The organism is Nonomuraea sp. WAC 01424, assembly GCF_003947315.1.
GTDB classification, from domain to species: domain Bacteria; phylum Actinomycetota; class Actinomycetes; order Streptosporangiales; family Streptosporangiaceae; genus Nonomuraea; species Nonomuraea spiralis.
In genome coordinates, this window is the sequence record NZ_QHHZ01000023.1 from 66,608 (window position 1) to 86,319 (window position 19,712).

The 19,712-nt window shown below is 70.7% G+C and carries 17 protein-coding genes; 9 read left to right on the top strand and 8 right to left on the bottom strand.

Going from position 1 to position 19,712, the window contains the following annotated elements; genetic code table 11:
- Positions 1 to 140 precede the first annotated feature (140 nt).
- Entirely contained in the window at positions 141 to 1,568 is a 1,428-nt protein-coding gene (locus tag DMB42_RS45830; protein WP_260478329.1) for an FAD-dependent oxidoreductase, read from the bottom strand.
- A 94-nt stretch (positions 1,569 to 1,662) separates the two neighbouring features.
- Here DMB42_RS45830 and DMB42_RS45835 point away from each other — a divergent pair, with 94 nt between their 5' ends.
- Complete coding sequence (locus DMB42_RS45835; protein WP_125646299.1) at positions 1,663 to 1,956, top strand: helix-turn-helix transcriptional regulator; 294 nt, start codon at positions 1,663 to 1,665, stop codon at positions 1,954 to 1,956.
- Between the two features lie 28 nt (positions 1,957 to 1,984).
- On the opposite strand, the gene DMB42_RS45840 is transcribed toward DMB42_RS45835, so the two are convergent.
- On the bottom strand, positions 1,985 to 3,466 hold the full coding sequence (locus DMB42_RS45840) for an LCP family protein (protein ID WP_260478330.1): 1,482 nt from the start codon (positions 3,464 to 3,466) through the stop codon (positions 1,985 to 1,987).
- A gap of 214 nt (positions 3,467 to 3,680) precedes the next feature.
- Here DMB42_RS45840 and DMB42_RS45845 point away from each other — a divergent pair, with 214 nt between their 5' ends.
- The 4 genes from DMB42_RS45845 (at position 3,681) to DMB42_RS45860 (ending at position 8,202) form a co-directional block, all read left to right on the top strand.
- Complete coding sequence (locus tag DMB42_RS45845) at positions 3,681 to 4,418, top strand: hypothetical protein (RefSeq protein WP_148109023.1); 738 nt, start codon at positions 3,681 to 3,683, stop codon at positions 4,416 to 4,418.
- A 1-nt stretch (position 4,419) separates the two neighbouring features.
- Positions 4,420 to 5,643: a thiolase family protein gene (locus tag DMB42_RS45850; protein ID WP_396985835.1), complete on the top strand. Its 1,224-nt coding sequence runs from the start codon at positions 4,420 to 4,422 to the stop codon at positions 5,641 to 5,643.
- Positions 5,640 to 7,727: a 3-hydroxyacyl-CoA dehydrogenase NAD-binding domain-containing protein gene (locus tag DMB42_RS45855; RefSeq protein ID WP_125646305.1), complete on the top strand. Its 2,088-nt coding sequence runs from the start codon at positions 5,640 to 5,642 to the stop codon at positions 7,725 to 7,727. The genes DMB42_RS45850 and DMB42_RS45855 overlap by 4 nt, the downstream gene beginning before the upstream one ends.
- A gap of 88 nt (positions 7,728 to 7,815) precedes the next feature.
- On the top strand, positions 7,816 to 8,202 hold the full coding sequence (locus tag DMB42_RS45860) for an SSI family serine proteinase inhibitor (protein ID WP_125646307.1): 387 nt from the start codon (positions 7,816 to 7,818) through the stop codon (positions 8,200 to 8,202).
- Between the two features lie 38 nt (positions 8,203 to 8,240).
- Here DMB42_RS45860 and DMB42_RS45865 read toward each other — a convergent pair whose 3' ends face one another.
- The gene (locus DMB42_RS45865; protein WP_396985839.1) at positions 8,241 to 9,506 is read right to left on the bottom strand and encodes an amino acid permease; all 1,266 of its coding nucleotides are present in this window, start codon (positions 9,504 to 9,506) and stop codon (positions 8,241 to 8,243) included.
- Between the two features lie 296 nt (positions 9,507 to 9,802).
- Between DMB42_RS45865 and DMB42_RS45870 the strand changes: the two genes are divergently transcribed.
- Positions 9,803 to 10,441, top strand: coding sequence for a DedA family protein (locus tag DMB42_RS45870; RefSeq protein ID WP_125646309.1), 639 nt, complete (start codon positions 9,803 to 9,805; stop codon positions 10,439 to 10,441).
- Here DMB42_RS45870 and dxs read toward each other — a convergent pair.
- Positions 10,386 to 12,269 (bottom strand): 1-deoxy-D-xylulose-5-phosphate synthase, encoded by a 1,884-nt coding sequence (dxs, locus tag DMB42_RS45875; protein ID WP_125646482.1) that lies wholly within the window; start codon positions 12,267 to 12,269, stop codon positions 10,386 to 10,388. The genes DMB42_RS45870 and dxs overlap by 56 nt on opposite strands.
- 148 nt (positions 12,270 to 12,417) lie before the next feature.
- On the opposite strand from dxs, the gene DMB42_RS45880 reads away from it, so the two are divergent.
- From DMB42_RS45880 to DMB42_RS45890, 3 genes are all read left to right on the top strand, one after another.
- Positions 12,418 to 13,302, top strand: coding sequence for a neutral zinc metallopeptidase (locus DMB42_RS45880; protein ID WP_125646310.1), 885 nt, complete (start codon positions 12,418 to 12,420; stop codon positions 13,300 to 13,302).
- 53 nt (positions 13,303 to 13,355) lie between these two features.
- Complete coding sequence (locus DMB42_RS45885) at positions 13,356 to 14,168, top strand: neutral zinc metallopeptidase (protein ID WP_125646312.1); 813 nt, start codon at positions 13,356 to 13,358, stop codon at positions 14,166 to 14,168.
- Positions 14,169 to 14,237: 69 nt separating this feature from the next.
- Positions 14,238 to 14,954, top strand: coding sequence for a neutral zinc metallopeptidase (locus tag DMB42_RS45890; protein ID WP_185845211.1), 717 nt, complete (start codon positions 14,238 to 14,240; stop codon positions 14,952 to 14,954).
- Positions 14,955 to 14,978: 24 nt separating this feature from the next.
- Here the strand turns inward: DMB42_RS45890 and DMB42_RS45895 are convergent, their stop codons facing one another.
- Genes DMB42_RS45895 through DMB42_RS45910 form a run of 4 tightly spaced genes read right to left on the bottom strand, consistent with a single transcriptional unit; the run spans position 14,979 to position 19,422 of the window.
- Complete coding sequence (locus tag DMB42_RS45895) at positions 14,979 to 16,184, bottom strand: ROK family transcriptional regulator (protein ID WP_125646316.1); 1,206 nt, start codon at positions 16,182 to 16,184, stop codon at positions 14,979 to 14,981.
- A gap of 35 nt (positions 16,185 to 16,219) precedes the next feature.
- Positions 16,220 to 17,482: a sugar ABC transporter permease gene (locus DMB42_RS45900; protein WP_125646318.1), complete on the bottom strand. Its 1,263-nt coding sequence runs from the start codon at positions 17,480 to 17,482 to the stop codon at positions 16,220 to 16,222.
- The gene (locus DMB42_RS45905) at positions 17,479 to 18,243 is read right to left on the bottom strand and encodes an ATP-binding cassette domain-containing protein (protein WP_125646320.1); all 765 of its coding nucleotides are present in this window, start codon (positions 18,241 to 18,243) and stop codon (positions 17,479 to 17,481) included. The genes DMB42_RS45900 and DMB42_RS45905 overlap by 4 nt, the downstream gene beginning before the upstream one ends.
- A gap of 60 nt (positions 18,244 to 18,303) precedes the next feature.
- Positions 18,304 to 19,422 carry a sugar ABC transporter substrate-binding protein gene (locus DMB42_RS45910; RefSeq protein WP_125646322.1) on the bottom strand — a complete coding sequence of 373 codons (1,119 nt, stop codon included), beginning with the start codon at positions 19,420 to 19,422 and terminating at the stop codon, positions 18,304 to 18,306.
- Positions 19,423 to 19,712 lie beyond the last annotated feature (290 nt).

Consider the following 19,712-nt stretch of genomic DNA (forward strand, 5'->3'; position numbering starts at 1 on the left):
TTCTTACCCTGCCCATCCTCGTACGGCCTGTCGTTCTCGTCGCGCGCCACGGTGGAACCCCTCTAGCTCGAATACGGACCGCGACCTTTCTTAACAGACTTGTCCGGAAATTTCACACGTTTCCCTAAGGTTACTTTCTGTCACATTCGTCCCAGCCACCTGCCCAATGCCGCCTCCAGAGAGTGCCCCCGCGCCTCCGACGTCCAGGCCGTATACCCGTCGGGACGCACGAGCAGCGCCTCGGCGTCGTGGTCCGCGCTCCCCCGTACGATCTCCAGCCGGTCCGCCCACGGAGCCGCCGCGGCCACCACCGCCTCCCGCCCGGCGAGGTCCAGCAGCAGGGCCCGCCCGGCGTGCAGCAGCTCCACCGTGCGCACCACGCCGTCGGCGGTCTTGACCGGCAGGTCGGGCGCCATCCGCCCGGCCCCGGGCACACCCACGTCGTACGCCGTGTCCATCCCGCTGATCATCCCGCTCAGGTACTCGTTGACCTGGTCGAACCGCATCAGCTCGGCGAACAGCTCACGCAGCGGGTCGACGGCCGGATCGGGGTCGGCCAGCGCGCTCTGGGCCCGTACGTTCCACAACACCCGCGCGCCGACCGGGTGCCGTTCGGCGTGGTAGCTGTCCAGCAGCCCGGCGGGCGCGTCGCCGCGCACCTCGGCGGCCAGCTTCCAGCCCAGGTTGAACGCGTCCCCCATCCCGGTGTTCAGCCCCTGGCCGCCCCACGGGAAGTGCACGTGCGCCGCGTCCCCGGCCAGCAGCACCCGGCCGGCGCGGTACGTCTCGGCCTGGAGGGCGGCGTCGCCGTACCGGGACAGGTTGCGCGGGTCGGCCATGGGGACCGGGACGCCGAGGATGTGCTCGGCCGCCTCCCGCAGCTCCTCCAGCTCGACGGGGGCCTCCCGGTCGGTGTGCGGGGCGCGGAAGTCGTACGTGGTGACGCGGCTGTGCCCGGCGGGGTCGAGCCAGACGATGATCCACCCGCGCGGGGTGCGCGTGTAGCCCGGCGGCACCGTGTACGGGCTGAGCAGCCGTACGTCGCCCATGAGCGCGGCGACGCGCGCCCCCGCGCCGCTGAACGGGATGCCGGCCGCCTTGCGCACCGAGCTGCGTGCGCCGTCGGCGCCGACGACGTAGCGGGCGGGCAGTTCGCGGCCGTTGACGGTCAGGACGACGTGGTCGTCCCGCTGCTCCAGGCCGGTGACCTCCTGGCCGCGCCGGATCTCCGCGCCCAGGTTCGCCGCGCGGCGCGCGAACACCTGCTCGGCCCACGCCTGCGGGCTGCCCACGATGCTCGGGCCGCCGTCCGACACCGCGCCCAGGTCGAGCCCGAACATGCCGGAGAAGTGGAAGCTCACGCTCCCGTACGTCGAGCGTCCCACGGCCTCCAGCAGGCCGCGGCGGTCCAGGCTCTGGGCGATGCCCGCGTGCAGCGTCCCGGCCTTGGACTGGCCGGTCGGGACGGCCAGCCGTTCGAGCACCAGCGGCCGTACCCCTTGCAAGCCCAGCTCGGCGGCCAGCAACATGCCCACGGGCCCGCCACCCACGACGGCGACATCGAACACGACACTCCTCCTCAGACCCGGATGAGTACGTAATTCTCGTACAAACGAACAATTGGCGTCAAATCATCGTTCGTGTTTTCCGTACAATGGCCGCATGCTGCACCCGTCGCGTGACCAGATCCAGTTGGTGGAGGTGCTCGCCGCGCTCGGCCATCCCGTACGCGCCCAGATCGTGCGCGCCCTGGCCTCCGGGGACGAGCTGTTCTGCGGGGAGGTGGTGGCCGACGTGCCGAAGTCCACGCTGACCGCCCATTGGCGGGTGCTGCGCGAGGCGGGCGTCATCTGCCAGCGCCCGGAGGGCCGCAAGCTGTTCATCCGGCTGGCCGACGGCGACCTCGACACCCGCTTCCCCGGCCTGATCGCCCTGCTCCTGGCCGAAGAGCTCTAGCCCCCGGCCCGGAGGTCCGGGCGAGTGGTCACATGCAGGGGTTCGTGGTGGAGTCGACCACCTTGTCCTTGAGCGAGTCCGGGATCGCCGACACCACCCGCACGCCCGGCCAGTCGGCCCCGATGACGAGCTGGATGATCGGCCCGCCGGGCGTCCGCGTGGCGGCCTTGCCCGCGTACGGCTTCGGGTTGACGGGGGCGACCTTGCCCGCCTCCGGGGTGCGCTTGTCCTTCGACAGCCGGGCCGCCACCGCGTCCCCGTAGGCGATGCCGTTGTCGGCGTCCTTCTTCGCGTACCTGATCGACGTGGTGGCCGCCGAAGCCGCGTTGCCGACCTGGACCACGACGAACCCCTGATCGGCCAGCTCGTCGGCCACCAGGGCCGCCTTGCCCGCCTCGGCGGTGCCGTTGAGCACCTGGACGCGTACCTGGTCGTTGGCGACCTTGGGCTTGACGGCGGCCGTGGTCGGGGTCACCTCGACGTCGGAGCGCACGGCCTCGAAGAAGTTCCGGGCGTCCGGCTGCTTGAGCTGCACCCGGTTCTTGTCGACCGGGTACGCCTCCACCGGCACGGTGACGCCCTTGAGCTCCTTGGCGGTCAGCCCCTTGACGCTGTCGCCGATCTCCAGCATCCGGGACAGCGTGAGGTCGTCGTCCAAGGTGACGGCCTTGGTCGCGGCCTCGAGGAACCCCTTGAGCTTGATGGGGTCGGTCAGCAGCCCGCCGTCGGTGACCTTGGCCAGCACCTTGTTGAGGAAGACCTGCTGGCGCTGGATGCGGCCCAGGTCGCTGCCGTCGCCGAGGGTGTAGCGGGTGCGCACGTAGCCGAGGGCCTGCTCGCCGGAGACCACGTGCTTGCCCGCGCTGAGCTGGAGCTTGGCCTTGGGGTCATCGACCGCCTTGGGCAGGCAGATCTCGATGCCGCCGAGGGCGTCGACGATGCCCTTGAAGCCGGTGAAGTCCACCTTCACGATGTGGTTGATCTTGATGTTGGTGAGCGATTCGAGCGTCGCGACCGTGCAGTTGATGCCGCCGTCGTTGAAGGCGGAGTTGATCTGGCGCAGCCCCCCGGCCAGCACCGCGCCGGTGCGGCTGCGGCACTGCGGGATCATGACCATGGTGTCCCGGGGGAAGCTCATCATGGTGGCCTTGTCCCTGTTGGGGGAGATGTGCAGCATCATGATCGTGTCGGTGCGCTCGCCGAGGCCCTGCGACTTGGCGCCGTACTTCTTGTTGTCGCCCTCGCGCGAGTCCGAGCCGACGAGCAGCACGTTGAGCGCGCCGGTCTCCGGCGGCCGCGTACGCCCGGGGTCGACGGCCACGCGCGGGATGTTGCCGTCGAGGCTGCGCCAGTACGCGTACCCGCCCAGCGTGACCGCCACCAGCACGAACGTCAGGGCGATGCTCACCCAGCCCATCGGGGAGACACGCCGAGCACGCCCCGGACGGTCGTCGTCGCGGCGACGGGCGCCGTGCTGCGGCCTTACCGCCGTGTCCCAGCCCTTGCTCACAGCTCCCCCTCCACCCGCGCGCCCCAGCAGTGACGCGGCCCCCTCCGGTGTGACGCGCAGCATACTGAAAAATCCTCCGTTTCACGGAATGTCGCGCATTTCATGGGATGCCAGGAAGATGCCGGACTGCCACTGTTACCTGCCGCGAGCCGCCGGAAAGGGCTCCATCCAAAGCACGCGAATCCGGGGCGTCGCTACGGTATGTGACGCCATCATGACGTTCATGCTTCTGACCGAGATGGCGCCCCCTCCAGGCGCCGAGGTGCTGGCCGGACTGCGGGCGCGGGCCCGAGCCGACCGCCGGGCCGTCTTCGTCACGCTCTCCAGCTCGATCGCCCTGCTGGCCACGGCCCAGATCCTGGCCGACCGGGCGCCGACCAGGGAGCAGACGTCGCCGCTCGCCGTACTGTCGCTGGCGGCCTTCGCGGGCGCGCTGCCCGCGCTGGCGCTCACGCAGCTCCTCTGGGGCGCGCGGGCGCGCGCGGTGCGCCGCCGCGAGCGCGAGTTGTTCGCCGTGCCGCCCTCCGCGCGCCGCCGCCCGCTGAGCCGGCTCGCCCTCGCGTGCGGCTGGGCGGTGTTGCTGCTGCTCGGCTGCACCGCTCCCGGCCAGTTCCGGGCGGCCGCCCTGTACGCCGTCGCCGACGCCCTGAGCTGGGGCGTCGAGGCCGTCATGCTGCTCGGCCTGGCCGCCGGGGTGTCGTTCCTGCTCTGGTGGGCACGGGACACGCTGGGGATAGTGGCGCGTGCCGGTCGGCCGGGTGGATCACCTGGCGATCCGTGGGATCCCGGCCGGGGCACGCGCCCACGAGGGGGCGCGGCGCTCTGGACGGCCGCGGCCATGGCGGTCGCCGCCCTGCTCGGAGCCCGCGCCCATCTCTGGGAGCCGCCCATGCCGATCGTTTACGCGCTGCTGACCGCCGCCCTCGTCTGCGGAGTAGTTACCGACGAGTAGCATGGGCCCGGAACCCCATCCAGGAACGAGGAGCGAATCCGTGCCTTCCTCTCGTGACGTCGTGTTCGTCGACGGCGTACGCACGCCTTTCGGCAGGTCAGGACCGAAGGGACTGTACGCGGAGACCCGCGCCGACGACATGGTCGTCCGCGTCATCCGCGAGCTCATCCGGCGCAACCCCGGCCTGCCTCCCGAGCGCGTGGACGAGGTGGCCATCGCCGCGACGACGCAGATCGGCGACCAGGGCCTGACCATCGGCCGCTCGGCGGCGGTGCTGGCCGGATTGCCCAAGACCGTGCCCGGCTACGCGATCGACCGCATGTGCGCGGGCGCGATGACCGCCGTCACCACGGTCGCGGGCGGCATCGCCTTCGGCGCGTACGACGTGGCCATCGCCGGCGGCGTCGAGCACATGGGCCGCCACCCGATGGGCGAGGGCGTGGACCCCAACCCGCGCTTCCTGTCGGAGAAGCTGGTCGACCCGAGCGCGCTGGTCATGGGCATGACCGCCGAGAACCTGCACGACCGCTACCCGTCGATCTCCAAGGAGCGCGCCGACGCCTACGCGGTGCTCTCGCAGGAGAAGGCGGCCAAGGCGTACGCCGACGGCAAGATCCAGCCGGACCTCGCGCCCACCGCCATCCGTACGGCCGAGAAGGGCTGGGGCCTGGCCGCCGAGGACGAGGCGCCGCGCCCCGGCACCACGATGGAGGCGCTGGGCGCGCTCAAGACGCCCTTCCGCCCGCACGGCAACGTCACCGCGGGCAACTCCTCCGGCATCAACGACGGCGCCACCGGCTGCATCGTGGCCGCCCGCGACGTCGCCGCCGAACTGGGCCTGGCGCCGAAGATGCGCCTGGTCTCCTACGCGTTCGCGGGTGTGGACCCCGAGGTGATGGGCGTCGGCCCGATCCCGTCCACCGAGCGGGCGCTGCGCCTGGCCGGGCTGTCCATCGGCGACATCGGCCTGTTCGAGATCAACGAGGCGTTCGCCGTCCAGGTGCTGGCGTTCCTGGAGCACTTCGGCCTCGCCGACGACGACCAGCGTGTCAACGCCTACGGCGGCGCGATCGCCTTCGGCCACCCGCTGGCCTCCTCCGGCGTACGGCTGATGACGCAGCTCGCCCGCCAGTTCGGCGAGCGGCCCGACGTGCGGTACGGCATCACCACCATGTGCGTGGGCATGGGCATGGGCGGCACTGTGATCTGGGAGAACCTGGCATGAGCGACATCGAGACCTGGCGCGCGCTGCTGAGCGGACGCAACACCGACGAGGTCGTCACCAAGGCGCTGGTCCGCGACGTGCCGCTGCCCGGCGGCGCGGGCACGATGGCCCTGATCACGCTGGACAACGGCTTCGACCACACCAAGCCCAACACCTTCGGCCCGAACGGGCTGTTCGCCCTGGACGAAGCCCTGACGGAGATCGCCGGGCGCACCGACCTGGCCGCCGTGGGCGTCACGGGCAAGCCATTCATCTTCGCCGTCGGCGCCGACCTCAAGGGCGCGGCGTCCGTGGCCTCGCGCGAGGAGGCCCTGGCCATCGGCGCGCTGGGCCACCACGTCTTCCGCAGGCTGGGCGAGCTGCCGATCCCGTCGTTCGCGTTCGTGAACGGCGCGGCCATGGGCGGCGGCCTGGAGATCGCGCTGCACTGCGCGTACCGGACGATCTCCTCCGGCGTGCCCGCGGTGGCGCTGCCCGAGTGTTTCCTCGGCCTGGTGCCCGGCTGGGGCGGCACGCAGCTCCTCCCCCGCCTGATCGGCCCGGCGGCCGCGATCAAGCTGATCATCGAGAACCCGCTGTCCCAGAACCGCATGATCAAGGGCGCGGACGCGTACGAGCTGGGTGTCGCGGACGCGATGTTCGAGCCGGCCGACTTCCTGGAGGAGTCGCTGCGCTGGGCGGCCCGCGTGCTCAAGGGCGAGGTCACCGTCGAGCGCCGGGAGCACGACGGCTGGGAGAAGGCCGTCGCCGACGCGCGCTTCCTGGTGGACATGAAGCTGCGCGGCGCCTCCCCCGCCCCCTACCGGGCGCTCGACCTCGTCGAACGGGCCGCGACCGCCTCCCGCGACGAGGGCTTCGCCGCCGAGGACGAGGCCCTGGCCGACCTGCTGATGAGCGACGAGCTGCGGGCCGGGCTCTACTCCTTCGACCTGGTCCAGCGGCGTGCCAAGCGCCCGGCGGGCGCGCCCGACAAGGCGCTGGCCCGCAAGGTCACCAAGGTCGGCGTCGTGGGCGCCGGGCTGATGGCCTCGCAGATGGCGCTGCTGTTCGCCCGCCGCCTGGAGGTGCCGGTCGTCCTGACCGACCTCGACCGGGCCCGCCTGGACAAGGGCGTCGGGTACGTGCACGCCGAGGTCGACAAGCTGCTGGGCAAGGGCCGCGTCTCGGCCGACCAGGCCAACCGGCTCAAGTCCCTGGTCACCGGCTCACTGACCAAGGACGCCTTCGCCGACGCCGACTTCGTGATCGAGGCCGTCTTCGAGGACATGGCGGTCAAGAAGCAGGTGTTCGCCGAGGTCGAGGCCGTCGTCTCGGCCGAGTGCGTGCTCGCCACCAACACCTCCTCGCTCTCGCTCACCGAGATGGGCGCCGGGCTGGCGCACCCCGAGCGGCTGGTCGGGTTCCACTTCTTCAACCCGGTCGCGGTGATGCCGCTGCTGGAGATCATCAGGGGCGCCGCGACCGACGACGCCACGCTGGCCACGGCGTTCGCGGTCGGCAAGACGCTGCGGAAGTCGTCCGTGCTGGTCAAGGACGCTCCGGCGTTCGTGGTCAACCGGCTGCTGACCTGCTTCATGGGCGAGGTCGTCGCCGCCGTGGACGAGGGCACGCCGCTGGAGGTCGCCGAGCACGCGCTCGACGGGCTCGGGCTGCCGATGACGCCGTTCGCGTTGTTGCAGCTCGTCGGCCCGGCCGTCGGCCTGCACGTGGCCGAGACGCTGCACGAGGCGTTCCCCGAGCGGTTCGGCGTCTCGGAGAACATGGCCAAGCTGGTCGCCTCGGGCAAGCCCGGCGTCTACCGTCCGGACTTCTCGCTCGACCCGGAGGCGGTGGCCCTGTTCGGCGGGGGCACCTCGCCGTCCACGGCCGAGCAGGTCCGCGAGCGTGTGCTCGGGGCGCTGGCCCGGGAGATCCGGATCATGCTGGACGAGGACGTCGTCGCCGCGCCGCAGGACATCGACCTGTGCATGATCCTGGGCGCCGGCTGGCCGTTCCATCTGGGTGGCGTCACGCCTTATCTGGACAGGTCGGGCATCGCCCAGCCGCGGTTCCTTCCGCCCGGTGTGGCCTCGCTGCCCGCGTGATTTTACGGAGGCCCGCCCGGCGGGCCTCCCCGCGTCCGGGCCTTCTCCGCCGTAGCGTACTGTGCCGTCCTACGAACGGAGAGTAACCATGATGCGAGCAGTCGGCACGATCGCTCTGTGCGGAGCTTTCGTGCTGGGCGCGTCGTCGCCCTCCCTGGCGGCGCCGCGTACCCCCAAGGTCGTCCTCAAGATCACCGTCGCGGTGAAGAACGGCCCCACCAAGGGCGCCTGGCTCAACTGCAGCCCCGACGGCGGCACCCACCCCTCCGCCCACGCGGCCTGCGAGCTGCTGCGCAAGGTGGGCGGCGATCCGGCCAAGCTCAACGTCTCGCCGAAGGCGTCGTGCGGCAAGGAGGTCGAGCCGCGCGCCGTCATGATCCTCGGCAAGTGGAACGACAAGACGATCAAGTGGGGCAAGGTCTACGCCAACGCCTGCATGATGAAGGCCGGCGGCGGGGCCGTCCTGTCGATCTGAGCAGGTAGGAGGGGCGGGCGCCGGCCCGCCCCTCCGCCTCACTCGCCGGACGGGGCGGCGACGGCGCCCCGCCTGCTGTGGCGGTAGCCGTAGCCGAAGTAGACGACCACGCCGATGACCATCCAGATGACGAACCGCAGCCAGGTCTCCAGCGGCAGGTTGAGCATCAGGTAGAGGCAGGCCAGCACCGACAGGATCGGCAGCAGCGGCACCAGCGGCACCCGGAAGCCGCGTTCCAGGTCGGGACGGGTGCGCCGGAGCACGACCACACCGATCGAGACCACCATGAACGCGAACAGCGTGCCGATGTTCACCAGCTCGGCCAGCTCGCCGAACGACACGAACCCGGCCAGCGCCATGGTCACCACGCCGACGAGGATGGTGAGCCTGGCGGGCGTGCCGAACGTGGGGTGGACCACGGCCAGCCGGCGCGGCAGCAGGCCGTCGCGGCACATGGCGAACAACACCCGGGTCTGCCCGAGCAGCAACACCAGCACCACGGTCGTCAGGCCGGCGATGGCGCCCACGCTGATGATCGTGGCCAGCCAGGGATGGCCGACAGCGGTGAACGCGTCCGACAGGGGCGCGCTCGTGCTCAGCTCCTTGTACGGCTGCATGCCGACGACGACCAGCGAGACGGCGACGTAGAGCACCGTGCAGACGGCCAGCGAGCCGATGATGCCGCGCGGCACGTCACGCTGCGGCCGTACGGTCTCCTCCGCCGCGGTGGCCACGATGTCGAAGCCGATGAAGGCGAAGAACACGATCGCCGCGGCCGAGAAGATGCCGATCACCCCGAACGCGACGGGCGTGACGCCGAACAGCACCTGGATCAACGGCGCCTTCAGCCCCTCGACCTCCGGCGAGCTCACCGGCTCGGGGATGAACGGCGTGTAGTTGGCGCCCTTGACGAAGAACAGCCCGGCCACGATGACCAGCAGCACCACCGTGATCTTGGTGATCACCAGGATCAGGTTGACCCGCGAGGAGATCTTGATGCCGACCACCAGGATCGCGGTGAGGAGGAACACGATCACCACCGCGGGCAGGTTGACCACGGGGTCGTCGCCCGCGATGGAGGGCGGCAGATGGATGCCGACGGAGTCGAGCATCGAGGCGAAGTAGCCCGACCAGCCGACCGACACCACGGCCGCGGCCAGCGCCAGCTCCAGGATGAGGTCCCAGCCGATCACCCACGCGGGGAACTCGCCAAGGGTGGCGAAGGAGAAGGTGTAGGCGGACCCGGCCACCGGGATCGTGGAGGCGAACTCGGCATAGCACAGCGCCGCCAGGCCGCACACCACGCCCGCACGACGAACGAGACCGCGACCGCCGGCCCCGCCACCTCCTTGGCGACCTGGCCCGTGAGCACGAAGATTCCGGTGCCGACGATGACGCCGATGCCGAAGACCATCAGGTCCATGGCGGTCAGGCGCTTTCGCAGCTGGTGTTCGGGAGCTTCGGTGTCGCGGATCGACTGTTCGACGCTCTTCGTGCGAAAGATGTCCACGATCAGCGATCCTTCCCAGACCCTGAGTGATCATGCGCTCGCGCCGGGCTTCCCGGTGAAGCGCCGCCCCGGGGGTAGCGGACCCGCATCATGTTCGACGACCTGCTCGACAGGCTGGCCAGGCAGGACGTGGCGGTGGTGTTGCCGTTCGTCCTGGTCTTCCTGACCTTGGACGCCTCGGTGGGGATCGGCCTGATCACGCCGGGGGACGCGGTGCTGCTCGTGGCGGGCGCCACGGCGCGCAGCGTGCCGGAGGTGCTGGCGCTGATCGGCACGGGCGTGCTGGCCTGTCTGGCGGGCGCGACGGGCGGCTACTGGCTGGGCCGCCGGTACGGCCCCCGCCTGCGCCGCAGCAGGCTCGGCCGGCGCGTCGGCGAGAAACGCTGGACACGCGCGGAGCAGATCCTGCGGCGCAGCGGCTGGGCGCTGGCGCTGGCCTACTTCCTGCCGATGTTGCACGCGCTGACGCCGGCCGTGGCGGGCGCGGTGGGCATGCCCTACCGCCGGTTCATGCCGTGGGTGTTGCTGGGCAGCACGGCGTGGGTCAGCACGTACGTGTTGCTGGGGGCGGTGGCCGGTCAGGTGGTGCGGCGGCAGGCGGGCCTGCTGCTGCCGGTGGCGGCCGCGGCGGTGGTCGCGGTGCTGGCGATCACCGCCGTGGTCCGCAGGGTGCTCAACGGCGGACGGGCTGCTCCACGCGGGAGGTCCGCTTCGCGACGGCCTCGGTGATCTGGCGGGCGAGGTCCTGGCCGGTCAGGCCGATGCGGCCGAGGATCGCGGCCCGCTTGGCGTGGTCGAGGAACTCCTGCGGGATGCCGAACGTGCGCACCGGCACGTCGACGTCGGCGTCGCGGAGCAGGCGGGCCACGGCGTCGCCCACGCCGCCCACGCGGCCGTTGTCCTCGACCACGGCCACCAGCTTGTGGGCGGAGGCGGCCAGCGTCAGCGCCTCGTCGAGCGGCTTGACCCAGCGCGGGTCGACCACGGTGGCGGAGATGCCCTGCGCGTCGAGCAGGACGGCCGCCTCCATGCAGATGTGCGCCATCGGGCCGACGCCGACCAGCAGCACGTCGGGCTCGCCCTCGGCGGCACGCAGGAGGTCCATCTCGCCCAGGCGGCCCACGGACTCCAGCGGCTCGGCCACCGGGCCCTTGGGGAAGCGCAGCACCGTGGGCCCGTCGGAGACCTCCACGGCCTCGCGCAGCAGCTCGGTGACGCGGTCGCCGTCGCGCGGGATCGCGATCAGCAGGCCGGGCACGACCTGGAGGATCGACAGGTCCCACATGCCGTTGTGGCTGGCGCCGTCGTCGCCGGTGACGCCGGCCCGGTCGAGGACGACGGTGACCGGCAGCCGGTGCAGGGCGACGTCCATCAGGAGCTGGTCGAAGGCGCGGTTGAGGAAGGTGGCGTAGACGGCCACGACCGGGTGCAGGCCGCCGAGCGCCAGGCCGGCGGCGCTGGTCAGCGCGTGCTGCTCGGCGATGCCGACGTCGTAGATGCGGTCGGGGAAGGCGTCGGCGAAGGCGTTGAGGCCGGTGGGGTGGAGCATGGCCGCGGTGATGGCGACCAGGTCCTCCCGCTCCTTGCCGAGCCTGACCAGCTCCTCGCTGAACACGTTGGTCCAGATGCGGGGCTTGGGCTTCTCGGCGCCGGTGGCGCGGTCGAAGGCGCCGGGCGAGTGGAACTGGTCCTCGTCGTGGTTCTCGGCGGGGGTGTAGCCGCGGCCCTTCTGGGTGAGGGCGTGGACGATGACCGGGCCGCGGAAGGCGCGGGCCTTGCGCAGCGCCGCCTCCATGGCCTGCTCGTCGTGGCCGTCGATGGGGCCGACGTACTTCAGGCCGAGGTCCTCGAACATCACCTGCGGGGCCAGGACGTCCTTGACGCCCTTCTTGAAGCCGTGGAGGGCGTCGTAGATGACGGGAACGTTCCCGAGCTTGTCCTTGACGTATTCGAGCATGTCCTCGTAGCGGCGGTTGACGCGCAGCGAGGACAGGTGGGAGGCCAGGCCGCCGATGGTCGGGGAGTAGGAGCGGCCGTTGTCGTTGACCACGATCACGACGGGCAGGTCCTTGATCCCGGCGATGTTGTTCAGCGCCTCCCAGGCCATGCCGCCGGTGAGCGCGCCGTCGCCGATCACCGCGACGGCCGTGCGCTCGCGATCGCCGCGCAGCTTGAACGCCTTGGCCAGGCCGTCGGCGTAGGACAGCGCGGTGGAGGCGTGGGAGTTCTCGACGAAGTCGTGCTCGGACTCGGCCTGGCTCGGGTAGCCGGACAGGCCGCCCTCCTGCTTGAGCGCCTCGAAGCCGGCCTTGCGGCCGGTGAGCAGCTTGTGCACGTACGACTGGTGGCCGGTGTCCCAGATGACGGGATCGTCGGGGGAGTCGAAGACGCGGTGGATGGCGATGGTCAGCTCGACCACCCCGAGGTTCGGCCCCAGGTGGCCGCCGAACCTGGCGCAGGAGTCGACGAGCAGGTCACGGATCTCCCCCGCGAGCCGCGGCAGCTCCTCGACAGCGAGTCGTTTGACGTCGTGCGGTCCCTCTATCGAGCCCAGCAACCCGCTCACGGATGCGACTCCCCTCTGCCTCGTACGCCGTCTGCTTCTTTCGACGACGCAGAAGAGTCTAGTTCGCCGACGTCTCACTGACTCCATCGAGTCAAATCCACCCACATATGTCCGATCTTGACCTAGTCTTGCCGGACATATGAACTCCCTCCCTAAAGGCAGGATCGCGGCCCTGGTCGCCGCGGCTGTCGCACTCACCATGGCCGCCGCCTCGCTTGTCCTCGTGCTCTCCGACGTCGCCGCACCCTCGGCCGAGCGCACACCGGTCAACGTGGCACAGAAGGTCGCCTCTCCTCCCGCCCCCAGCGGCGCCGCCGCCGTGCCCGGCGGCCGGGCGATGGCCACCGCCAACGCCCTCTACAAGACCGGCAGGCTCGCCGACGCGAACTGCGCGCCGGGCGCCCTGCCCGCGGGCAGCATGATCGCCTACCGCCGCTTCCTCACCCGGGTCACGAACTGCCTGAACAAGGCGTGGGCGACCCAGTTCCGCAAGGCCCGGATGCCGTTCAGCAAGCCGCGTCTGCGGATCATCACCAAGAAGGTCAGGACGCCCTGCGGCGCCTGGAACACCGGCGCGGACGGGGTCTACTGCTCCACCGACCGCACGATGTACCTGATGATCAGCCGCGACCAGCTCCGCAACCCCTTCCCGCTGGGCATCAGCCGCCTGATCGCCCACGAGTACGGCCACCACGTCCAGCAGGCCTCCGGCATCTGGAACTACTACTGGACGGCCAGGTCCGCCGCGGGCAAGACCGGACGCCTTCAGCTCTCGCGCAGGTCCGAGCTTCAGGCCGAGTGCTTCTCCGCCGTCTTCATGAGCACGATGAAGGGCACGGAGCTGGTGAACCAGGCCGACTGGGACTACACGGTCCAGTGGTTCTACAAGAACGGCGCCAAGGGCTGGCCGCAGAACGACCACGGCAAGGGCCCGACCCAGGCCGCCTGGATGACCAGGGGCTTCAACCGGGGCATGCCGGGCGCGTGCAACACGTGGGCGGCGGCTGCACGAAACGTCCAGTGACGTCTGGCGTTTCCGCTTTACCTGGAACCCCCTCTTTTGTAGTGTGCCTTCCCATGCGTACCCCCCGATTGGCGATCATTGCCGGCGCCCTGGCGAGCGTGGTCCTCGCCGGTACGGCCCCCGCGGCCGCGGCCGCCCCGGCAAACAAGCCGGTCCTGACGAAGAACCCGATCTACAAGACCGGCCGGCTCGCGCTCAAGACGTGCGAGGAGCCGCCGGTCCAGTCCGGGACCGAGGACGAGGCGCGGGTCTACTTCGACGCGGTGCTCGACTGCCTCAACAAGGCGTGGGGGCCGAAGCTCAAGCAGGCGGGCTTCACCTTCAGCAAGCCGAAGTTCAGGGTGACCACCAAGCTGGGCACTCCGACGGGATGCGGCGGCTTCCCCGAGGGCGCGCAGGCCCTGTACTGCCCGGTCAACAAGACGATGACCCTCCTGCTCAGCCCGAACGTCGTGGAGGAGCCCTCGGACCCGGTGCTGATGCTGGTCCTGGCCCACGAGTACGGCCACCACGTCCAGAAGCTCACCGGCATGCTCCGGCACAACAAGCGCGGCGAGTACGTCCTGGACAACCCTCGTGACCTGGAGCCGGTCCGCCGTACCGAGCTCCAGGCCGAGTGCTACGCCGGTGTGTTCATGGGCAGCGTCTGGGACTCGCTCGGCCGCAGCCAGAAGGAGTTCGACTCGCTGCTGCGGGGCTCGCACAACGCGTTCGACCTGAGCGCGATCGGCGTGAAGACGCGTTCGTCCGCCGACCAGACGCACGGCACGGACGCCAACGTCTCCTGGTGGCTCAAGCGCGGGTTCACCGGCAAGTCCGCGGGCTCCTGCAACACCTGGGTCGCCTCCAAGGGCAAGGTGCGGTAGCCCAAACTCGTACGAACTCCTCTAAGATCCGCGATCGTGCGCATTCCCCTCATAGCGCTTGCTATGTGCATGATCGCGGATCTTCTGCTGCCGGCTCCGGCGGCCGCGGCCGGCCGGCCCGCGCGAGGGGGACTGTCGGCCGCGCCGGCCGTCGGGCGGCAGCGCCTGGCGTGCGCCGTGCCCGCCATCAGGATCGGCAGCCTCGCCTCGCTCAAGTCCTTCCACCGGGCCATGGCCGCGTGCGCCGACCGGTTCTGGGCGGACCGGTTCGCGGCCGCGGGCCTGACGTACACCCCGCCGCGGGTCACCGTCACGACGGGCGCCGACTCGGTGTGCGGCCGGATCACCGTCAACGGCGCGCAGTACTGCCCGGCGCAGCGCACGATCGTCATCCGCATCATGCGGCACGACCTGCGCGACCCGTTCAGGATGAACATCGCGCACTCCGTCGCGCACGAGTGGGGACACCACGTCCAGCAGCTCACCGGCGTGCTGGACGCCCAGAACGCCCTCTACCTGCCCGCCTCCGCCGGCGCGCGCACCACGCTCAGCCACCGGCTGGAGATGCAGGCCGAGTGCTTCGCCGGCGTCTTCTACAGCGCCACGCTCACCTCGATCAAGCCCGACGTCACCTGGCGCGAGTGGCTCGACGCCGTCCGCAGGGCCGACTACAGCAAGATCCACGGACGGCCGCGCAACCTGGCGTACTGGCAGAACCGCGGTTACCGCGGCGGCTCCACGGCCTCCTGCGGCACCTGGACGGCGACCAAGGACCGGGTGCGCTGAGGGTGATCGGCCAGGGGTGACCGGCTAGGTGCTGACCCGGGCCAGCACCTCCAGCGGGTCGGCCAGCACGTGGGCGAAGGCCAGCTCGGCCGCCCCGACGAGGGTCGCGTGGTCGCCGAGCGCCGAGGTGCGCAGCCGTACGTGCTCGCGCTGGGGCGCCATGGCGTGCAGGGCCAGCCGGGAGCGGACCTGCGCCGCCGAGCCGAGGTAGACCTCCCGCAACATGCCCCCGAAGATCACCATCTCCGGGTTGAAGATGTTGACCAGGTTCGCCACGCCGAGCCCGAGCCAGTCGCCGACCCGGCTCAGCGCCTCCTGCGCGACGATGTCGCCCCGGTCGGCCGCGTCCACCACGGCCCGCACCGCGTCGCGGCCGTGCTGGCCGGGGCCGAAGCGGCCGGCCAGCTCCAGCAGCGCCCGCTCCCCCACCTCGGCCTCCAGGCAGCCGTGCGAGCCGCAGGAGCACTCGCGCCCGCCGGGGTTGACGACCATGTGGCCGACCTCGCCGCCGTAGCCGTCGAAGCCGCCGAGCAGGTGGCCGCCGGTGATGATGCCGCCGCCGATGCCCACGTCGCCGTGCAGGCAGATGAGGTCGCGCACGGGCCCGCCGCCGCCCCGGCTGTGCTCGGCCAGGGCCACCAGGTTGGCGTCGTTGCCCACGCTGACCGGCAGCCCGAGCCCCAGCCTGCGGCCCAGCTCCTCGCCGAACGGCACGTCGTGGGCCATCAGGTTGGGCCCGAACGTGACCACGCCGTCGCCCTTGCGCACCCCGCCGGACACCGCGGCGGCGGCGCCGACGCACACGGTGTCGTCGCGCGTCTTGCGCCGCATCTGCCTGGCGAACCCCGACAACACCCCGGCCAGCTCGTCGAGGGCGAACTTGCCGCGCTCGCGGGTGGTCTCCCTGCGGTCGAGGATGACGCCGCCGAGCCCCACCCGGGCGGCCACGAGCCGGTCGGGGCCCACGTCGAAGGCGAACACGTAGACGCGCGCCGACTCCGGGCGCACCACCAGCGAGGGCCGGCCGGCGCGGCCGGTCTCGCGCGGCAGCTCCTCCCGTACCAGGCCGGCGGCCGTGAGGTCGGAGGTGAGCGCCATGATGGTGCTGCGGTTGAGCCCCATCTTCGAGGTCAGCTCGGCCCGCGAGATCGGCCCGCCCAGATGGACATGGCGAAGCAGCGCGCCGAGATTGTGGCGCCTGATGTCCTCCTGGGACGGTCCGGCACGCATCGTCTGGGGTTCCTTCAGGGGCTGCGGGTCGCTGATCACCTTAGACCAGCAGCAGCCGCCCGCTTGCGCGCCAGGGCGTCGACCCCCGCGGCCAGCAGCAGGACCGACCCCGTGACCAGGTACTTCACGCTCGCACCGTACCCCATCAGGCCCATGCCGTTCTCGATCACGGCCACCACGGCGCCGCCGAGCACGGCGTCGAGCACCCGCCCCTTGCCGCCGAACAGGCTGGTGCCGCCGATGACCGCCGCGCCGACCGCGTACAGCAGCACCGAGCTGCCGCCCGTGTTCGGGTCGACCGAGCTGGCCCTGGAGGCGGCCACGATCCCGCCGACCGCGGCCATCGCCGAGCAGATCACGAACGCGGCGATCTTGATGCGGTCGACCGGGATGCCGGCCCGGCGCGCGGCCTCGGTGTTGCCGCCGACCGCGTACAGATGCCGGCCGAACGCCGTGCGCCGGAGCACCAGCGTCCACACGACCAGCAGCACGACGATCACCGGCACCACGATCGGCACGCCGGTGAGCGAGACCAGCGCGGGGTTACGGCTGCGCTCCAGGTTGAGCACGTAGACCGCGAGCCCGCCGATCAGCGCGAGGGCGCCCACGCGGGCCGCGATCAGCGACAGCGGGTCGGCGACCAGGCCGCGCCCGGACCGGCTTCTGGCCCGCCTGAGCTGCACGGCCGCGAAGCCCGCCACGCACACCGCGTACAGGATCCAGCCGAGCAGGGGCGGCAGGTTCTTGTTGGCGACGGCGACGATCACGCTGTCGCGGACCGAGATGTTCGTGCCCTCGTTGACCAGCACCAGGACCAGGCCCTGGAAGGCCAGGAAGGCGGCGAGCGTGACCACGAACGACGGTATGCCGACCTTGGCCACCAGCGTGCCGAGCACGACGCCGATCAGCGCGCCGGTGGCGACGGCGGCCAGCACGCAGACGTACCAGGGCAGGCCGAAGCTCGCGAGCGTGACGGCGAGCACCGCCGCGCAGACGCCGCTGGCGAAGCCGGCCGACAGGTCGATCTCGCCGAGCAGCAGGACGAAGACCAGGCCCATGGCGATGAGCGTGACGTTCGCGCCCTGGGTGAACAGGTTGGCGAAGTTGATCGAGGTGACGAACGCGGGACGGGCGACGGCGAAGACCGTGCAGAGCACGACCAGTCCGAGCACGGCGGGCAGCGCGCCCATGTCGCCACCGCGCACCCGCTCCCAGTACGCGCGCACGCTGTGGGCGATCGACGGCGACTGCGCGGCGGCGATGACGGCCTCGCCCGGGAGTTCCTTGACCTTGCTCATGAGGTGACCCCGTTCTTGAGGCCGAGTTCGCCGCTGCGACCCGAGGTGATCAGTTCGACGACCTGGGCGTGCGTCACGTCGGCGGTCTTGACCTGCGCGGCCATCCTGCCGAGGTAGAGCGCCGCGATCCGGTCGGAGACGGCGAACACGTCGTTCATGTTGTGCGAGATGAGGACGACCGCCAGACCCGTGTCGGCCAGCCTGCGCACGAGTTCGAGCACCTGCGCCGTCTGGGCGACGCCGAGGGCCGCGGTCGGCTCGTCGAGGATGACGACCTTGCTGTTCCATAGGACGGCCTTGGCGATCGCGACGGTCTGGCGCTGGCCGCCGGACAGGCTGGAGACCTGCTGCCTGATGGACTTCACCGTACGCACGGACAGGCTGCTGAGGGTCTTCTCGGCCAGTTCCTCCATGCTGTCCTCGTCGAGCAGGAAGCCGTTCTTGCGTTCCCTGCCGAGGAACATGTTCTGGACGATGTCGAGGTTGTCGCAGAGCGCCAGATCCTGGTAGACGATCTCGATGCCGAGCTCGCCCGCGTCCCGGGGGGTGTGGACGGTGACCTGGCGGCCGTCGAAGAAGATCTGTCCCGAGTCGATCGGGTAGATGCCGCCGATGCACTTGACCAGCGTCGACTTGCCCGCGCCGTTGTCACCGACGAGGGCCGTGACCTCACCGGGATAGGCGGAGAACTCGACCTCGTGCAGCACCTTCACCGGACCGAAGCTCTTGTCGATCCCGCGCACTTCGAGGAGGGGGGTCATGGGGCTCCCTAAAGAGGGGTGCGGCCCCGCGCCGATGGCACCCGGCCACACCCGTCCATGCTATTGAATTCCGGCCTCAGTGCACTTCTTGGCGAAGTCGGCGGTGCAGAGCTCCTCCTTGGTGACGTAACCGTCGGCCACGACGTCCTTGACGGTGTCGAAGGTGATGGCCTGCGGGTCCAGCAGTTCGGAGGGCACGTCCTGGCTGGTCTCGGGGTCCTTGACGCTGGAGCTCGCCGTGGGCTTCTCACCCTTGGCCAGCGCGACGGCGAGCTTGGCCCCGGCGTCGGCCTCCTTCTTGACCGCCTTGTAGACCGTCATGCACTGGTCGCCGACCAGGATGTTCTGCAGGCCCTGGACGGTCGCGTCCTGGCCGGTGACCGGCACCTTGCCGTTGAGGTTCTGCTTCTTCAGCACGGTGATGGCGGCGTTGCCGAGGCCGTCGTTGGCGGCCAGCACGCCGGCGATCTTCGGCTGCTGGGTGAGCATCTGCTCGAAGATCGTCCCGGCCTGGGCGTTGTCCCAGTCGGGCACGGCCTGGTCGGGGCCCTTGACGTACTCGCCGGAGTCGAACTTGGGCTTCAGTACGCCGTCGTAGCCGTTCTTGAACAGGGTCGCGTTGTTGTCGGTCGGCGAGCCGTTCAGGTAGGCGACGATGGGCTTGTCGGCCTTCTTGTCGGCCAGGCACTTGCTCAGGCCCTCGCCCTGGAGCGTGCCGACCTTGGTGTTGTCGAAGCTGACGTAGTAGGCGGCGCCGCCGCCCAGCGTCAGGCGGTCGTAGTCGATGGTGGCCACGCCCTGCGACTTGGCCTTCTCGATCACGGCCTTGCCGCTGCCGCTGTCCAGGTTCACGATCATCAGGACGGTGGCCCCGTTCGTGATCATCTGGTCGGCGATGGTCTGGAACGCCGTCTTGTCGTTCTGGGCGTTCTGGATGTCGTACTCGACGCCGGCGGCCTTGAACGCCTCTTCCAGGTACTTGCGGTCCGCCGTCTCCCATCGGGCCGACGACTTGCTGTCCGGGAGGATGACGCCGATCTTGCCGGCCTTCGCGGACTGCGCCGCTGTGGCGGACGAGCTGGCGGTGGTACCGGTCTGACCGCTTTCGCCCCCGCAGGCGGTGAGACCGAGGGCGAGCGTCGCCGCCGCGGCGGTCAGGCTGAGGATCCCCTTGCGCATGATGCAGGGTCCTTTCTTCCGGAGGGGCCCGGATGAATGTTGTTTGCGGCAACGTATTCCGCGACGGCCTGCTTTGGAAGACCCCTCGCGTGGGGAGTTTGTTGTATCGGGTAACAATCCAGACACGTCACCTCGACCTCCCCGACACCGCGCCGCTGACAGTTGGGGGCGACAGGTGGCCCATCTGGGGGTTGGCCTCGCGTGTCCGCAGGGCAGGTCCGGCTGAGCGCCTGAGTCGGCGGATGTGCGCTTGAGTTGGCGAGTTCCTCGCATACGAGGAGCGAGGAGAG